The sequence below is a fragment of the Tetragenococcus halophilus subsp. halophilus DSM 20339 genome, assembly GCF_003841405.1.
Lineage (GTDB): Bacteria > Bacillota > Bacilli > Lactobacillales > Enterococcaceae > Tetragenococcus > Tetragenococcus halophilus.
This window is the reverse complement of the sequence record NZ_PXYA01000002.1, coordinates 57,906-75,525: the sequence shown is the minus strand read 5'-3', so window position 1 is coordinate 75,525 and position 17,620 is coordinate 57,906. Positions and strand designations below refer to the sequence as shown.

General features: G+C 36.7%; 17 protein-coding genes. 8 read left to right on the top strand and 9 right to left on the bottom strand.

Features of this window, described 5'->3' with window-relative positions; translation table 11 throughout:
• Positions 1-108: 108 nt before the first annotated feature.
• A complete protein-coding gene (locus tag C7K42_RS05970; protein ID WP_124175392.1) occupies positions 109-1,527 on the bottom strand; it encodes an ISLre2 family transposase in 1,419 nt (472 codons plus the stop codon).
• A gap of 244 nt (positions 1,528-1,771) precedes the next feature.
• Here C7K42_RS05970 and betB point away from each other — a divergent pair, with 244 nt between their 5' ends.
• Both betB and gbsB read left to right on the top strand, forming a co-directional pair.
• On the top strand, positions 1,772-3,241 hold the full coding sequence (gene betB / locus C7K42_RS05965; protein WP_103099844.1) for a betaine-aldehyde dehydrogenase: 1,470 nt from the start codon (positions 1,772-1,774) through the stop codon (positions 3,239-3,241).
• A gap of 56 nt (positions 3,242-3,297) precedes the next feature.
• Complete coding sequence (gbsB, locus tag C7K42_RS05960) at positions 3,298-4,506, top strand: choline dehydrogenase (RefSeq protein ID WP_061840056.1); 1,209 nt, start codon at positions 3,298-3,300, stop codon at positions 4,504-4,506.
• Between the two features lie 553 nt (positions 4,507-5,059).
• Here gbsB and C7K42_RS05955 read toward each other — a convergent pair.
• From C7K42_RS05955 to C7K42_RS05945, 3 genes are read right to left on the bottom strand one after another with little or no spacing between them, the layout of a single operon-like run.
• Entirely contained in the window at positions 5,060-5,599 is a 540-nt protein-coding gene (locus tag C7K42_RS05955) for a TetR/AcrR family transcriptional regulator (protein ID WP_069028693.1), read from the bottom strand.
• 16 nt (positions 5,600-5,615) lie between these two features.
• Positions 5,616-6,482 (bottom strand): phytoene/squalene synthase family protein, encoded by an 867-nt coding sequence (locus tag C7K42_RS05950; protein ID WP_061840054.1) that lies wholly within the window; start codon positions 6,480-6,482, stop codon positions 5,616-5,618.
• Positions 6,463-7,959 (bottom strand): phytoene desaturase family protein, encoded by a 1,497-nt coding sequence (locus C7K42_RS05945; RefSeq protein WP_103099843.1) that lies wholly within the window; start codon positions 7,957-7,959, stop codon positions 6,463-6,465. The genes C7K42_RS05950 and C7K42_RS05945 overlap by 20 nt, the downstream gene beginning before the upstream one ends.
• A gap of 407 nt (positions 7,960-8,366) precedes the next feature.
• On the opposite strand from C7K42_RS05945, the gene C7K42_RS05940 reads away from it, so the two are divergent.
• The 3 genes from C7K42_RS05940 (at position 8,367) to C7K42_RS05930 (ending at position 11,963) form a co-directional block, all read left to right on the top strand.
• Positions 8,367-9,092: a spr1630 family ClpXP-sensitive toxin gene (locus C7K42_RS05940; protein ID WP_028791011.1), complete on the top strand. Its 726-nt coding sequence runs from the start codon at positions 8,367-8,369 to the stop codon at positions 9,090-9,092.
• Between the two features lie 27 nt (positions 9,093-9,119).
• Entirely contained in the window at positions 9,120-10,283 is a 1,164-nt protein-coding gene (locus C7K42_RS05935) for a spr1629 family repressor/antitoxin (RefSeq protein ID WP_028791010.1), read from the top strand.
• Positions 10,284-10,736: 453 nt separating this feature from the next.
• Positions 10,737-11,963 carry an MFS transporter gene (locus tag C7K42_RS05930; RefSeq protein WP_103099842.1) on the top strand — a complete coding sequence of 409 codons (1,227 nt, stop codon included), beginning with the start codon at positions 10,737-10,739 and terminating at the stop codon, positions 11,961-11,963.
• A gap of 314 nt (positions 11,964-12,277) precedes the next feature.
• Here the strand turns inward: C7K42_RS05930 and C7K42_RS05925 are convergent, their stop codons facing one another.
• Together C7K42_RS05925 and C7K42_RS13295 are read right to left on the bottom strand one after the other, a co-directional pair.
• Entirely contained in the window at positions 12,278-12,526 is a 249-nt protein-coding gene (locus C7K42_RS05925; protein ID WP_061840052.1) for a hypothetical protein, read from the bottom strand.
• 267 nt (positions 12,527-12,793) lie between these two features.
• Entirely contained in the window at positions 12,794-12,886 is a 93-nt protein-coding gene (locus tag C7K42_RS13295; RefSeq protein WP_227869117.1) for a type I toxin-antitoxin system Fst family toxin, read from the bottom strand.
• Between the two features lie 110 nt (positions 12,887-12,996).
• Between C7K42_RS13295 and C7K42_RS13105 the strand changes: the two genes are divergently transcribed.
• Positions 12,997-13,305, top strand: a complete 309-nt coding sequence (locus C7K42_RS13105) for a hypothetical protein (protein WP_227869118.1) — start codon at positions 12,997-12,999, stop codon at positions 13,303-13,305.
• A 15-nt stretch (positions 13,306-13,320) separates the two neighbouring features.
• Entirely contained in the window at positions 13,321-13,548 is a 228-nt protein-coding gene (locus C7K42_RS13100) for a GNAT family N-acetyltransferase (protein WP_327796024.1), read from the top strand.
• A 132-nt stretch (positions 13,549-13,680) separates the two neighbouring features.
• On the opposite strand, the gene rbsU is transcribed toward C7K42_RS13100, so the two are convergent.
• The 3 genes from rbsU to rbsK are packed head-to-tail and all read right to left on the bottom strand — an operon-like array spanning position 13,681 to position 15,926.
• A complete protein-coding gene (gene rbsU / locus C7K42_RS05910) occupies positions 13,681-14,571 on the bottom strand; it encodes a ribose/proton symporter RbsU (RefSeq protein ID WP_069028697.1) in 891 nt (296 codons plus the stop codon).
• 30 nt (positions 14,572-14,601) lie between these two features.
• Entirely contained in the window at positions 14,602-14,997 is a 396-nt protein-coding gene (gene rbsD, locus C7K42_RS05905; RefSeq protein ID WP_038022287.1) for a D-ribose pyranase, read from the bottom strand.
• Between the two features lie 23 nt (positions 14,998-15,020).
• Entirely contained in the window at positions 15,021-15,926 is a 906-nt protein-coding gene (rbsK, locus tag C7K42_RS05900) for a ribokinase (protein WP_061840050.1), read from the bottom strand.
• A gap of 351 nt (positions 15,927-16,277) precedes the next feature.
• Here rbsK and C7K42_RS05895 point away from each other — a divergent pair, with 351 nt between their 5' ends.
• Positions 16,278-17,321 (top strand): aldose epimerase family protein, encoded by a 1,044-nt coding sequence (locus C7K42_RS05895; RefSeq protein ID WP_103099841.1) that lies wholly within the window; start codon positions 16,278-16,280, stop codon positions 17,319-17,321.
• Positions 17,322-17,620 lie beyond the last annotated feature (299 nt).

Genomic DNA, 17,620 nt, shown 5'->3' with positions numbered 1-17,620 from the left:
TTATTGAGGTTGAATAAAAAAACCGTCTTTTGGGCAGACACGAAGTTATTTTTCAACCTCACTTTCGTTCGGTTCGCCCTCATCATCTCTAACAAAAACAAGTTTTTATTAGAGATAATTCGGGGTCATTATTAATTGATTTAGTCCTTTGGCGAATTGGCCTAAAGGTGCACTTTTCGCTTTTCCTTCGCCCATTTGCCCTTTAAACGCACCTTCATGAGCTTGAAAGTTAGGTTTTTTCTGTACCCAACGTTTCATAGCTTGCCAACGCTTTTCTTGAGCGACCACGTCGTCCGGAAGGGCTTCGTATTGATTCAACCATCCTTCAAATTCTTGATTCCGTAAACTATCAATGACACGAATCATGGCTTGGGCACCGGTTTTTGTCCATAAACGACCTTGGCGCTTCATGCGATAGGTGATTTTTCGATGGGTACTTTCGATCGTGCCAATACATGCTTGGGGATCTCTGATTCCTCGTGCTTTCAATGATTTTAAATAAGGCCAATTTCTTTGAAGATAGTGATGCAGTAAACGTAAATGTTCTGAAGCCTCGGCTTCCTTTTCTTCAATCAAGCTTTCCGAGGTATCTAAAACAAGCTGGACCTCTTGCCAATCATAATGTTCAATCGCTCGTATCATACGATGTTGGAGTTGGGGAACAAAAGGCATTCGTTCTTTAATTTTACGATGGACATGGTATCGATCACGGAAGTGTTCATGACGCAAACAACCTAAAGCCAGTTCATCAAACACGGCTTTTTCATAGCCTGAACCGCCGTCACTATTGGAAATGACAACGGTATGACTTAAATCATAATAGGCTTGAAGATAGGCCATCATTTCTTTGTATGCTTTTTGCCGATTCAGATGACTCACAAAGTGCGGGGCGATCATCTCCGAGCGGTTCCCGACTTTCTGGCTGCCTTCGCACACTTGAAAACGATGGACTTCAAGAGATTGTTTCTTTTGTCCGTTGATCTTTACGCCATCTCCTTCCAGATATAAATAAGGCACTTTTTTCTTGGTGATAATCCCGTCATAACGACTTTCATGCGTGCTTTTGGCTTGGATGAACTCTCCCGTTTTAACCACCAATTGTTGCACGTTTTGATGACTCATACGCCAAGATGTCAAACAATCGATCGCTTGAGAAACATGACGATAGACCATCATACTGCCTAATTGAGAGACATTGCGCAGGACAAGCGAACTGTAACGAATGCCTTTTCGAATCCCTAGAAATTCATCTAAGGGGTAACGAATGTCATTGGCTTGATTTTTCATTCGTCGACGAACATAGGTCACGGGACCAAACAAAAAAGTGATGGTTCTCTCGCTCTTGCGATCGACGCGAAAACCTTCTTTTTTACATTGCGCACAAATTTCTTTATCGAGCGTTTGAAAAGCCAATTGTGTGATCGTGGCTATAAGTTTTGTAAAAAAGATCATCATGGCTCTTTCTCTTGCTAAAAAATTCGTTTCCTTCTTCATTACTTCCACTAAATCTGTTACAATAGAATCCATAAGAAACCGCCTTTGTTCATTAGTGCCTGTTAGCCCAATGAATAGAGTAACGGTTTCTTTTTTATTCGTCTAGAGGATACCTCAATAAATTTTACACTTAGTTGATGAATAAAGATCTGTTCAATTGCAAAAGTAAAAGAACATAGATTCGTTTGACAGCATGAAATTTATTCGCTAATATTAAGATTAATCGAAACGTTAAATTTATATTTAACAAAATTAACGTTGGTTAGGAGGAATTTATTTGGATGTAAAAAAACAATATATCAATGGGAAATGGGTGCTTGCTCTTTCTGGAGAGACAAGGGAAATTATCAACCCATTTGACCAAGAAGTAGTCGCGCTTGTTGCTGAAGGCAATGAAAAAGATGCCAAGTTAGCCATTGATGCAGCTAGAAATGCTTTTGATCAAGGAGATTGGGCGACAACATCAGCGACAGAAAGAGGAAATCTCGTTGGTGTTATTGCAGCACTTATCGAAAGAGATAAGGAAGAATTAGCGGAGTTAGAATCGCTTGATACAGGAAAAACAGTAGAAGAAAGCAGAGGTGATATGGAAGATATCGCGGGTGTGTTTCGATATTATGCAGAATTAGCTGATAAAGATGGCGGAGAAATTATCGATTCTCCTGTGCCAGATACTATTAGCAAGGTAGTTAAAGAACCTGTCGGCGTATGTGGACAAATTACGCCTTGGAATTATCCATTATTGCAAGCTTCTTGGAAATTAGCACCTGCGCTTGCTGCGGGGAATACATTAATTATGAAACCGAGTGAAATTACCCCTTTAACCACCATAAAAGTGTTTGAACTGATGGAAGAAGCAGGTCTACCAAAAGGAGTTGCTAACCTTGTATTAGGAACGGGAGCAACGGTTGGAGAAGAATTGTCGACTAACGAAAACGTTGATTTAATTTCCTTTACTGGCGGTATTGAAACAGGGAAACGTATTATGCGGTCGGCTAGCTCAAATGTAAAAAAACTAGCTTTAGAACTTGGTGGGAAAAATCCGAACATCATTTTTGCGGATGCGGACTTTGATACCGCTGTAGATCAAGCAATGAATGCTGTCTTCTTTCATGCGGGACAAATTTGCTCCGCTGGGACACGCGTTATTGTAGAAGAAAGTATTCACGACGCGTTTGTTGAGGCATTAGTGGCGTGTGTTAAAAAAATTCATTTAGGAAGTGGATTTGAAGAAGATACGCAAATGGGGCCGTTAATTTCTCAAGAACACTTAGATAAAGTAAAAGCTTATGTAGAAGATGGAGTGAAAGAAGGAGCAAAAGTAGCGGTAGGCGGCTCTCGTCCTACTGACCCAAAATTGCAAAACGGCTTTTTCTATTTGCCGACGGTCTTGACTGAATGTACAACGGATATGAGTGTGGTCCAACACGAAGGGTTTGGTCCAGTCATTACAGTAGAAAGATTTCGTGATGAAAAAGAAGCTATTCGTTTAGCCAATGACTCGATTTATGGGTTAGCTGGCGGTGTCTGGACAAAGGATATTACAAAAGCTGAACGCTGTGTCGCTAAAATGCGCATGGGAACTGTTTGGATTAATGATGCGAATGTGTATTTCCCGCATGCGCCGTGGGGCGGTTTTAAACAATCAGGTATTGGCAGAGAATTAGGCAAGCCTGGCTTGGAAGAATATCAAGAAACAAAGCATGTTTACCATAACATTAATCCAGAACCAATCAATTGGTTCTAAAATAGAAAATTGGATCAAGAAATAAATATTAAAACAGATTTTTGGAGGAATATATAATGAGTCTTAATATGAAAGTAGAGCATATGCATGAATTTCACCAATTTGAGTTACCAACAGCTATCAAGCATGGTATTGGTGCGATAAAACATGTAGGAGAAGAAGTGAAAAATTTAGGCGTTACGAAGGCGTTGTTAGTAACAGACCCGGGGATTTATCAAGCGGGCGTCACTTCACCGATTGAGGAATCTTTAAAAAAAGCTGGGGTAGAAACTGTTCTATTTAACAAAGTAGAGCCAAACCCTCCTGTACGTTTAATTGCTGAAGGTTCAAGCCTTTATAAAGAAGAAGGCTGTAATGGACTTGTGGCAGTAGGTGGCGGTAGCTCCATGGATACTGCCAAAGGAATTGGCGTAGAAGCAACCCATGATGGAAGTGTATTGGATTACGAAGCAGCAGATGGGAAAAAACCACTAGAACGTCGTATTCCACCATTAACTACCATTCCAACGACTGCTGGAACGGGTTCAGAAGTAACTCAATGGGCGGTTATTACGGATGAAGAAAGAGAATATAAATTTAATACAGGAGGCCCATTAATCGCTGCTTATTTAACGATTATTGATCCAGAGCTTCACGTTTCCATGCCGCCACATGTAACGGCGATGACAGGTGTTGACGCTTTAGCACATGCGATTGAGTGTTATACTATGCATTATGCCCAACCAGTGACAGATGCGGTCGCATTACTGGCGATGGAATACGTAGGAAAATATATTCGACGCGCTTACTCAGATGGACAGGACATCGAAGCACGTTATGCGATGGCACAAGCGGCTATGTTGGCAGGATTATCTTATGGGAGTGCATCAGCCGGAGCAGCGCATGCGATGGCGCAAACGCTTGGCGGAATTATCCCAGTAGCACATGGTCAATGTGTGGCTGCAATGATGGGGCCTGTTATGGAATATAACTGGAAAGGTTATCCAGCAAAATTCGCCCGTATTGCAGAAGCATTAGGCGTTAACACTTTTGAAATGTCAACGGAAGAAGCGGCTAAAGCAGCTGTTAATGAGGTTTACCGAATGGTGGAAGATTTAGAAATTCCTAGCTTAGAAGCACAAGGGGTGTCTCCTGATATGACTGACCGGCTTGCAAAAGAAGCAATGAAGGATCCACAAACCATCGGGAATCCAAGAGATCTCGATGAAGACGGATATAAATGGATTTATGGTCGTTGCTTCAATCAGATTGCTAAAACATTATAATCTGTTTATTGTAAAGATCTCCAACTGGTCATTGAATTACTAGTTGGAGAATTTCTTTAAACAATTTCTAATTAATATCTAGCTCATGGAATTTCATTGTGAAAAGATTAGTTTTTTACTTTTGGCTTGTGCTGTGGTTATCGCTTGCTCGGCTCCTTTATCTTCTGTTGTCGTATAGTGTTCTCTTCCATGAGTGTTTTCTCCAGATTTTATCATTCATTAATAAGTAAATTCGTATCTAAATCAATACTCCCCTGCAAACGTAACTTTATTCATTTCAAAAGTCTCACTTTCGTGTTTAATCAGGATATTCTGCTGTAGATGGTTTGTTTGGAAATTCTGTATTCTTTTGCTTATTTTAAAATAGGCTAACGAAAAGCGCTATCCAAATTGATAGAAATTCAGATAAGTAGGGAATAAGGAAGTTCCCGAATAAAAAGCTATGTATTTTCGGATAATTAAAGAAGGAATGTAACCTTGATAAAAAAGAACAATCTAAGACACCATTATTCTATCGATGTCAGATTGTTCTAGTTTTTTTGTCTATTTTGCACTAAGTTCTATATATTCCATGTAGATATAAATCAATCATTTCCGAAATATTGTCTTTGGGGTTCGTGTTATCTAAATAAGATGCCATTAAAATAAATAGCTGGCTAACCGCAAATTCGATATTAACAGATTCACGTAGTTTCGGGCTGTTTTCTGTTAATAAGCGAACAAAAGGTGCTTTATAAGAATTTGAAAAAAGTTGATAGAGTTTTGTCGTCATTTCTTTAGGCAAAGAGTGTTGGACATCGTGCATCATGACAAAGAAATTAAAAGGATGTTTCTTCTTCAAAAATTCTACCATTGTTATTAATTTTCTTTCTAAATCAGGTGTTGAATCACAAACAATCTTTGTTAAATTTTGCTCTATGTCTTTGGATAAACGCAACATCACAGCATAATAAATATCTTCTTTTTTCTTAAAATGATAGTAAATTGTAGGTTGGGTTACTCCTAATAGTTCTGTGATTTGTCTCGTAGATGTTGCTTGATATCCTTGGGTCATAAATAGTTGTTCTGCTATATCTAAGATTTTTTCATACATAAAGTCACCTAAGCTTTTAGTTTTCTACATTACCTTCTATCGTTCGTATTAATTCCAATTTTTTTCGGGTGCTCACCGCTTGTCTTTTGTTGAAAACGTCGTATTGGTTTCGTCTGATTTCTGGTAATAATTCTGCATAAATTATTATAGCACTTAGCAAAGGTTGACGTGCATCTTTTTTTATATAAGGCATCATGTTCAAGGATTTTTGGTAAAGTTTTTCGGCATACTTTGCTATAGATTCCCATAATTCAATGAAATTTTGTGTAACTTTTTGTTTTTTTAAATCTTCCATTGTGACATTATAGCGCTGCATTTCTTTTTGAGGTAAATAAATCCTTCCAATGTAAAGGTCTTCGCCAATGTCTCGTAAGATATTTGTTAATTGCATCGCTTCACCTAGTCTTTTAGCGTGGGGAATAATCTGATCTGTTTTGTCTGATAAAACAGGCAATAACATGAGGCCAACACTACCCGCGACATAGTAGGCGTATTCTGATAGCTCTTGCCAAGTTTGGGGTTGTTGGAAATTAAGGTCCATTCGCTGTCCCACTAACATGTCATAAAACGGGCGAATATCCATTGGAAATTCCTTAAATACTACTTCTAAGGCTAACCAAGTAGGCTCATTCGGAACATTCCCTGCTTCAAAGGCTGCTAATTGTTGAAACAATTCTTGTAGTTGTTCTGCATCTTTTTTTTCATCTACGATATCATCCGCCATTCGGCAAAAGGCATAAATGGCATAAATGCTTTGAGCTTTCTTTTTTGGAAGTTGAGAAAATGCGGCATAAAAAGATTTTGAATGTCGTTGAATGATCTTTTCACAATAATCAAATTCTTTCTTTCGTTTTTTGAAATTATCAGTTGGCTTCATTATCATCTCTTATCAGCTCCTCTACTGCCAGTTTGGCACTTTGCATCACAATGGGAACGCCTGCACCCGGATGCACACTACTACCACAGAAATACAAACGGTCTGCATAATCAAATTTATTATGCGGCCGGTAGTAGTTACTCTGAGCTAAGGTGGGCTTCAAACCGAATGTTGCGCCATAGTAGGCGTTAAATTTTCGCTCAAACTCTTTAGGTGTAAAACAAGCTTCCATTACAATATGTTCGTCAATATCATTAAAAACTGAACGTTCCTTGATCAAGTGAATGATTTGGTCACGAAAGCCTTTTGTTGCTTTTGGCGACCAATCTTGATATTTGGATAACTCTGGTACCGGGACTAAGACGTATAATCCTTCTTGACCTTTGGGTGCTAATGTCTCATCCATTAAGGATGGACGATATAGATAAAAAGATGGATCCGAAGGTAACACGCCATTATCAAATAGATCATCAATATTTTTCTTGAAATCATCTGCAAAATAAATGCTGTGCAGGGTGCTTTCAGGGTATTTTTTATCTAATCCCAAATAAAGTAGAAAACATGAGCAAGAATAATCCATCGCGGCAATTTTTTTATTGCTATATTTTCCGCGCTTGTTTTCATCAGGAATCAATTTTTCCATTGCGTAAGGAAAATCTGCGCCACAGACTACGGCATCTGCGGCTACGAATTCGCCGTTTACCTTAATTCCTGTAGTTACTTTATTTTCAATGACGATTTCTTCTATAGGTGTTGCATAATGACGCTTGCCACCTAATTCAGCAAAAAGGCGATCTAAGGATGTAGCTAATGTGTACATTCCGCCTTTGATAAAATGAATACCATAAAATAGTTCAATCATTGGTATCATGGTGTATAATGAAGGACTTTGATAAGGAGAAACACCGATGTATAAGGTTTGAAAGGCGAGTGACTTTCTAAGACGATCGTCTTTGACAAATTTTGAAATAGAAGAGTAAGCATCGTTAAAGGTCCTTAAACGTAACCCTGCGTATAAGGATTTTGGATTATAAAAATCCCAAAAACCACGAAAAGATTGGGTAATAAAATGCTTTTTGGCAATTGTATATCGTTTATAGATATCAGCTAAAAAATGAAAATAGCCTTGCGCTTCTTCTTCGGAAATGGCTTCTAAGGTTTTGGTTAATTCGGTTAAATCACTAGAAAATAATAAAGGAGCGTCCTCACGAAAAAACAATTCCAACATAGGTTCGACTTTTTTCATAGGGATATATTCTTCTGGATCTCTTTTGCAAAATGTAAAAATTTCCTGATAAATTTCTGGCATCATCACAATGGTAGGTCCTATATCAAAAGTAAAACCCTTCTGTTTGATTTGATTCATTTTCCCGCCGACTTGTGTTTCTTTTTCATATAAGTGCACATTGTAGCCTAATTTTTGTAAACGAACCGCTGCGGACAATCCCGCACCCCCTGCGCCTATTACAACTATTTTTTCCATTTTTTCTCCCTTTTTAACAGCATTGTTTTTCACGTTTTATACATAAGTTTAAAAATCAACTATATATTTCAGGATTTTTTTACTTATCAGGTGATAAGTAAAAATTACCATAGTTTCAAAGTATTAATCAATTATTATGTTTCTAAGGCGTTTTTACTTACTAAATTGAAAGTAAAATTGACACATATAGTAACAAAACTAAAATTTTAAACTTGCAAAAAAGGTAGTGTAACGAAAGTAAGTTTACAGAAATTTCTTGATAAAGGGAGTCATCCAGTGATATTTATATGAATATGGTACTTATCATAGTTCACTTTAAAAAATATCACTTTTTTGTACTCTTTGGTTTAAATTATAAAATTAATAGTATATAATAAATGAAATACAGATAGATGGAGGCAAAGCTAATGGAAGGGACAGTTTTAAATGAAAAGCAAGCACAAGCAGTAGTGGATGGGTTATTAAATGGCTACAAAGAATATTTGGAACTTCGCAGGGAAATGAGAAATAGACTAAAGGTTTCAGCTGCGTTTGCATTTACAAGAGGAAATTTTATTGATGATGGGATTGCCAAAAACGTGTCAGACTTTATGGAATACAAGAAAAAGACAGCTGGACAAAGTTGGCAGTATTTAGAATTTACACTTAATAAAAGTAAACCTTCTCTTCTTATTATAAAAAATGATTTTCGTTTACAGCAGACTTTTTCCAAGAATAAACAAGAGAAAACGAGTCAGTATTTATCTGATTACGCAAAGATCAATGAGGCAAAGCTTGACTCCATTTATAAGGGAGAAAGGGAATTAACTAATTCTTTTGTTCAATTAGCCTTACCGTTAGCAGAAGACGCTATTTCTGAGAAAGACTTAACACAATACGACAGCTTTTATATTATTGTATATCGAACTAGCGCAGAAAAAGTCATTGAATCTGTATCGCTAGTTTTGCCTGACGATGAAATAAAGGAGCTACATGAGATTCAAAATTTGTCATCTTATTTACAAAGCTCCACTGTTAATATAGAGGAAGATGAATACTCTGCAGTGGTTGGAGACGAGGAAATCGTGGCAGGTAATCTTTATGATTATCCTTATACAGTACCAAAAGAAGAAAAAGAAGCTTCCGATGAGTAGCTTTATAGATAAAAGGGGAAGAAAATAATGTTTTACGGGAAAAGTTTACAATTAGCTCGCATGTTACACGGTCTTTCTCGTAAGGAGCTTGGGGAAAGATTAAATGTAACTGAGCAGTCTATTTGGCAATTTGAAAAACAAATGACTGAGCCGTCTTTTGAAAATGTTTTGCAATTAAAAAATATTTTGCAGGTGAAATCATCTTTTTTCTTTGAGCAATCAACTGTTACACAAACATTTCCAGAGAATAATATTGCTTACCGTAAAGCAGATGTTGTTTCTCGAAAAAAAACGAACAGTGAAGTTGTCTATTTAAATTTCGTTGCAGAAATAATCCACTACTTAGAAGGCTTTTTAAATATTCCGCCTACAACCTTAATCACTTTGAGAAAAAAAGTTATAGAGCATTTGCCTAGTGAATTGACGAATGCAGCTATAAAGAAGACAGCTGTTCTTGCTCGTGAGTTTTTAAATATTTGTCCCGATAATGGCAATCTTTTATTATCACTGGAAAAATCAGGCATTCATGTTCTGGAGAAAAACGTAGGTGGTAAAGCAGATGCTTATAGTGCTTGGTCTACAAAGGATGTTCCTGTGATCGTTTTAGGAATTAAAAAATCAGCTGTTAGAAGAAATTTCGATTTAGCACATGAACTAGGTCATTTATTGTTGCATGCTCATGTAGATTTTTTAATGTTAGAAAATAACGAGCGCGCTCAAGTAGAAAGAGAAGCAGATTATTTTGCTTCATGTTTTCTTTTGCCTGCTCAAACTGTGAAAAAAGAGTTTGAAGGAATAAAAAAGATTTCTAATCCTGATAGTTATATTCCTTTAAAATTAAAGTATCATGTTTCCATTCAAGCGCTTGAAATGCGAGCTTATAAATTAGGTTTTTTGACACCAAAACAACATAGCTATTTTTACCGTCAAATTTCTTTAAACGATTATAAGTTAGAAGAACCATTGGATAGAGAAATTGCCTTAAAGCGTCCAGGAAAAATTCGCAGTATTTTTCATATGATTCTAAACAACCATATTACTGATTTGCAAAGTATTGAAGAACACTTTCAAGTAGAAAGATCATTATTAGAAGAAATGTTTTCAATTGAATCAGAGTTTTTTGTACCTTATGAAAAACAAAGTAATTTTACAGACTTTAATAACGTTTTGCGACCTAATTTTAATGCATAATAAAATTGGATGTTAGTAAAAAGCGCTAAGCTTTGTTAAAATCTAGCTTCTGAAAAACTCGTATTATATATTCTTAGCAAGACTTATATTTTGTTGGTTTTAAAGATTGAGAATCTACGTTAGTATATAAAAACTTGCGTAGATTTTTCACTTTCAGTCGCATCTTTATTAAAAAAAAGTTTGACAAAACCCAAAAACTTCTCTAAACTTATATCAAGTTAAATTTCTTTAACCGTGTACTGCGATGCATGGAAGAATGTCATAATCGGAAAACTGCCCCATGTGTAATTATGTGGTAGTGTCTTAAAACACATTCTTTTTGCGATCAGCAGGCATTCGGCTTGTTGGTCTTTTTTTATAGGTAAAAGGAGATGGTTGGACAAAATTGAAGCAGGTCGATGCATCAAACAATTAATAAAGTGTGACTGAGAGCACACATTAAGGAGAGTTCAAATGAATCAATTGAAAGCAAACGATAAAAAAGCCCTTTTTGCTTCCATTTTTGCTTCAGGATTAGATGATTTAAATGTGATGTTTTTGTCATTTACGCTGGGATCAATCATGGCGCACCTAGGTTTAAGTGGTGTCGAAGGTGGATGGATTTCTACCATTACTAATTTAGGAATGCTGGCTGGGGGCCTGGTTTTTGGCGTTTTAGCGGACCGTTATAATAAATTTACTGTCTTCAAATCGACAATTCTTGTTTTTTCGGTTGCAACGGGGATGATTTTCTTTACCGAAAGTCTAGGTTATCTATATTTGATGCGTTTTATCGCAGGAATCGGTGTTGGTGGTGAGTATGGTGTGGCTATTTCGATTATGGGCGGCATTGTGCCTAGTAACAAAATGGGACGCGTTAGTTCATTAAATGGTATTATGGGTCAGTTGGGCTCGATTGGAGCAGCACTGCTGGCAGGATTGATCGCTCCTATTTTTGGCTGGAAAGGTTTGTTCTTGTTTGGTCTATTGCCAGTGCTACTGGTAGCTTGGATGCACTTTGCGGTTGATGAAAAAAACGTTACCGATCGTGGGGCAAAAATCACTTCCGATAAGAAAGAAAAAGTCTCGATCAAAGAACTCTTCGCTAATAAGAAACGGACGCATCAAACACTAGCATTGATGCTTATGACTACGGTACAAATCGCGGGTTATTTCGGTTTAATGAACTGGTTACCGACGATGATGCAACGTTCTTTAGGAATTGAGGCCAGTGATAACCTATGGATGATTTCAACTATCTTAGGGATGTGTGTGGGTATGTTGGTCTTTGGGAATATCTTGGACTATTTCGGACCACGACTTGCTTATGGTATCTTTTTGATCTGTTCAATGTTGTCAGTTTATGCCTTTACTTATGTGAATTCAATGACTACCTTACTACTGGGTGGTGCAATGATGGGATTTTTTGTCAATGGCATGTTTTCAGGATACGGTGCTATCTGTACAAAACTGTATCCTCATCATATTCGTACGATTGCTAATAACACCATTTTAAATGTTGGCCGTGCTGTGGGCGGCTTCTCATCGGTTGTGATCGGCTTTATCTTAGATAACGCAGGTGTATCTCAAGTCATGCTGTTTATCGCGAGTTTGTATATCATGAGTTTTATTGCGATGATGAGTATTCCAGCTTTACGGAAAGAAGCTTATACTACCTCCGATATTGTTGAAGTGCACTAAAAAGTTTGTTAACAAGGGGAATAAAGATCGGGTTAACTGTTGATATGGGCTAACGTGTGCAGTTGGACGGCAACTTGTTATCAATCGTCTTTATCCTTTTCTTCCAACCAATGAGAAAATAGCTCAAATTTTTAAGGCAAAGTAAATACGTAGGTGAAAGCGTACAAAATATGTACATTTTTTAATCTATATGCTATAATAAGTTTGCGAAATGAGACTGATGTGCAACTGAGTCACCAGGAAGCCACCCTACGGCAATAGGGTGGTTTTTTTAGGTAGTATATTTTTAACTTTAAAATTTGAATGTTAGATATTTATTTAAGAATTTCATAGACTGTATCATTTATGATAATAGCTTCGCTGTTACTTATGGAATCCAGCATGAAGTTTCGTTCTTTTAAAGCTTCTTTGCCTTCATCAATATAGTCCGTATATTCTTCAACGTGAATATATACGATCTCTTTATCTGTAATTGCGTTATCTTTAATAAATAATTGAAATTGTTTTAGTGTTCCGGCAAAGTATGAAGTTAAGAAGATTTTTTTATGTGTTTTCTCCTTCATAATAGTTTTTGTTTTATATATCAGTAGGACCGCTTTCAAAAACAAATATTTTTTTAAAGATAGTATTATGTTTTAAGTACTGATTCAAATTCTTAAGAAAAAGTGGCTGTGTACATATTTTAAAACGAGTGTATTATGCTAGAGTGTCGTTATGTAATTAGTTAAACTTTTAAAACCAAAAAACTACCCTACGGCAATAGGGTAGTTTTTCTTTTCACTGTTGTGACTCCAGCGTTGGAGCTAGAAAAGCAACTGTTTCAATCATTGCTAATCATCTAGCCAGTGATTAACTAGCGCGATTACTAGACCCACAAAAAGTGGGGCAATGATTAATGAGACAATTTCGTACAACTGAGTCACCCCCTTTCGAGGCAGTTGCCATAAAATATTATAACATGGTTTATTCAATCAAGGTATGAAGTATCAAAAGTATTTGTTACTATATTAACAAGGAGGGTTAGAGAGGAAAAATGATAGATAAAACAATTCCTTATGTTAAACTTCAAATGGAAAAAAGCACTTCCCAAGCATTACCAGATAGACAACTGCCAGAAGGTTATCAATTTAGTTTTTATACTCCTGGGGATGAAAGGGATTGGCAAGCTATTGAAACTTCTGCGGGAGAATTTGATCACTTGTCAGAAGCAGAAACCTATTTCCAAAAGAACTTTTCCCCTTATCCAGATGAATTGACAAAAAGAATGACTTTTGTCACAGATCCTTCGGGTAAAAAAATTGCAACATGTACGGCTTGGTGGGCAAAAGAGGGCGGTCCTTAGTTTCATTGGCTAGCTGTGATGCCAGAAGCACAAAGACAAGGAATAGCAAGCTTTCTGGCAGTGAAGGTGACTGCACTTTTAGAAGAGCTGTATCCAGATCAACCCGCAATGCTGCACACTCAAACATGGAACTATCCTGCAATTGCAATATACGAAAAGTTAGGCTATACATTTGTTCCCGGTACGAAAGATTTCGAAAAAGGAATGCGTATTTTAAAAGACCTTGCAAAAAGAAAAGGTTAGGTTCATTGCTATTAATTGAGGGGATTTTAGTAGGAGAATTGTATAAATGATAAATAATGACTCTCTTTTTGATAGATAGTCCGACTCAATACCAAAAAGAGAGTTGTTTTGTTGAAAAACCAATTAATATGGCTAAATAAATTGCGTCACCGCTGCACCAGCAATGATTAATACAAGACCAATGACTGTAACAGTCATTTCTTTTTTCGTTTTCTCTTGTCCTAAAAACCAAATACCTGTTAGGGTAGCTAAGGCAACATTCGTTTGTGATAAAACAAAGCCCGTAGCTAAACCGTTCATGTCAGGCTGTGCTGAGATCAAGTAAGTCAATGCTCCAAAAGCAAAGAAGAAACCCGCCCAGATTTGTTTATAAGAAACAGTTTCTTTAAATGGAGAAGCGGCGGTATTATTTCCCACTGTTTCTATAGCAGCATAAAACATCCCTACGATTAACATGCCGATCGCTTGTGGTAAAAAAGCTTCCATCCCGCTGATCGAAGTTGCTTGAGGAGCCGCTGAATAAAGCCAGTAGCCAATTTCGCCGAAGAGTAACCAAATGACAGCTTTTTTTAGCAAACTAGAATTTTCCTGAGTTTTGTTTTCAGACCAGACAGTGAAGTAGGCTCCAATAATAATGGCAATTAAAGCAATCCCACCCCAAATTTTAGCGGTAACTCCAGGCCAGTCTCCTAGATAAAACACGCCCCATAGTGAGGCTCCGAGCAATTGAAAAGCTGTGGTGATAGGCATAGCTCTTGAGGATCCAACTAAACGAAATGATAAGAAAGTAACAATTTGTGCGCACGCCCAGCCAATACCAGAAACGATGGATAAAAGCAAGTCAGACCCGCTAGGGAAGGCAAGACCACGAACCCACATAAAAATTAACGCCAAAATAAATGTTCCGATGGTTGTTCCTAAGATTTGGTTCGATGGACGTCCACCGAATTTAGATGCGATAGTTGGAAATAATCCCCAACCGATCAAAGGCCCTAAACCAACAAGAAGTGCCACAGTATCCATTTTTATCCTCTTTTCTACTATAATTTTCTTTTAAAAAACGACATTACTTTCTAACATGATATTAGCAAAGGGTGACATTTCACCTGTTCGCACGAATACTTTACAATCTTTGAGCTCTCTTTTTAATTCTTCGTGGGAAATGTATTTTATTGTTGTGTCTGGTAATTGTTTTTGGATTTGTTTTAGCATCTCTGGATTTTTCGTCTTAATTTCTTCTGCTAAATAAATTTTTTGAATTTCTAGTTCTTCTAGTACGTTATTTAAGACATCCATAAATTTAGGGATATCTTGGGTAACGGCCAAATCAATCTTTTCGGTTTCATCCGGTACAGGTGTACCTGCGTCGCCGATGGCTAATTTATCAAAGTGACCCATTTGTGCGATAACTCGCGATAAATTGGAATTAATGACTTTTGTCTTTTTCATGTCTTTAAACATTCCTTTCAATATTATATTATTTCATTTTTGTAAGGGATCGATGGTTGTGCGCCAAAACGTTGGACGGTGGCAGAAGAGGCTTTATTGCCATGTAAAATCGCTTCTCTTAGGTTAGAAAAATCCTTTTCCAAGGTCGCAATCATATAACCAATAAAGGTGTCTCCAGCAGCTGTTGTGTCTACGGCCTTTACTTTAAAAGCAGGAACTAATTCGCTATACCCATTAAAATCATAAAAGGCGCCTTTTGCTCCAAAAGTGATAATTACAGCTTCAACGCCTAATTCGTGCAATTTCGCCGCAGCTTTTTTAGCTGAAGTTTCATCGTTTACTTCAATCCCAGTGATTGTTTCTGCTTCAGTTTCGTTGGGAATAATCATATCCGTTAATTTTAATAGTTTTTCCGGTAGATCACTTTCACCAGGAGCTGGATTCAAAATAGTTTTGACATTTTTACTGCGAGCAATTTCAAAAGCTTTTATCGTAGCTTCAATCGGAGTTTCCAACTGGGCGATAACAAAATCATTCGTTTCAATTAGTGAACTATTTTTTGCAACTTCTTCTGTGCCAAAAGCATAGTTTGCACCAGCATAGAACATAATAGAATTTTCTCCGTTATCGTCAATGGGGATGAAAGCTTGACCAGTTGGTTCGTTTTGGATGATCTCAATGCCAGAAACATCAATTTTTTCTTCTTTTAATAAATCAAGCATCTGTTCTCCAGGACCATCATTACCTACGGCACCAATAAAACTTGTATTTGTTCCGGCTCTTGCAGTGGCAACAGCTTGATTAGCTCCTTTACCACCAGCTGCAGTATAGTGCTCTTTTCCATGAATTGTTTCACCTGGTTTTACCATTCGATGAACTCGTAAGTTGGTATCTAAATTAATGCTTCCTACAATTGTCGCTTTATTCATTTCAGATCTCCTACTTTCATTAATTATGTGAATTTTGCTTTGAATAAATCCACAAAATAGCTTAAACCTTTTTATTTAAAAAGTAAACCGGTTTTATGTATTTATTGAGGTTTTTTGAGAGAAATAAAGACGGCGTTATTTATTCTAAAAAGTATTGATATTTATTTGCCAAAACATCGTTTGACGGCTGATTACGTTCAAGTGAATTACGAAATGCCAGTCAATATGCATGAAACAAATGCCTATTTCTGATCCTTATGGAAATACATGATAAAATTATTCTAACGTAAAAGATAACTGGCAAGTTAAATGTGAGCACATTATAATAAGGATATATAAGGAAGTGATTAAATGGAAAAAACAATATTTGGCAATACCGAGAATGGAAAGACAGTATTTTTGTATACTTTTAAAAATGAGCAGGGTATGGAAATGACAGTTAGTGATTTCGGTGCAACATTGACCAATCTTTGGGTGACTGATAAGGATGGTAAAGCAAGAGACATTGTTTTAGGCTTTCCTTCACTGAAAGGTTATGAAATAAACAATGAATTCTTTTTTGGTGCTACGGTTGGGCGTAATGCGAACCGGGTAGAAAATGCTGCATTTGAATTAAATGGCGTTAGGTATAAATTGAATAAAAACGAAGGCAATAATAATTTACATAGTGGACCTGATGGCTATCAACTAAGGATTTGGGAAGTAAGGGCGGTAAATGAATTGGAGCATTCAATTACCTTTGCGCTAGATAGTGTAGATGGAGATCAGAGGTTTTCCGGTGAGTTAAATTTGGAAGTAACATATCAGCTTCAAGAAGATGCAATTTCTATAACTTATAGGGGAAATGCTGACCAAGACACCATTTTTAATCCAACAAACCATAGTTATTTTAATTTGAATGGACACCAAAATGGTGATGTATTAGACCATGTTCTTCAGCTTAATGCATCAAAATATACGCCAATTAAGGCTGAAAGTTCAATACCAACAGGAGAAATCTTAACAGTTGAAGATACACCTATGGACTTTAGAAGTAGTAAAAGAATTGGAAAGGACATTCAGAAAAATTTTTCTCAATTAAATTATGCTCAAGGATATGATCATAATTTTGTAATTGATCAAAATGCTGACATAACAGCGAGACTAGAAGGAGATCAGTCGGGGATTTTAATGGAAGTGTCTACCCAACTCCCAGGTGTTCAAGTTTACTCTGGAAACTTTTTAAACGATACGCCAGGGAAAAATAATGCTTTTTATCCACCACGAGGGGGCGTATGTTTTGAAACACAAGCTTTTCCCAATGCGGTTAATGAACCGAACTTTGCAACGCCCATTCTTAAAAAAGATGAAGAAAAAATCCTTAAAACCACTTATCAATTTATGACTGTTAATTAAGAGTGTATTTTACTTAACATGATTACCGCAAAGATATTGGATATAATGTGGTATGTCCTATTTCATTAGCGCTACTGTTTTTTCTATATATAAATGACCCTTTTCAACAATATCTGCATTGTTACCATTAAAGATACTAATACTTATCAAATTTTCTTGCATATCAATTTTGGAATGAGGGGCAACAACGGTTTTTATTATTATTATCTGTAGTACACTTATGATAAAGAGTTATAGGAAACTGCGAAAATGTTATTAAAAAATATGATATATAGCGGCGTGCATTTTCCGCGTCGTTT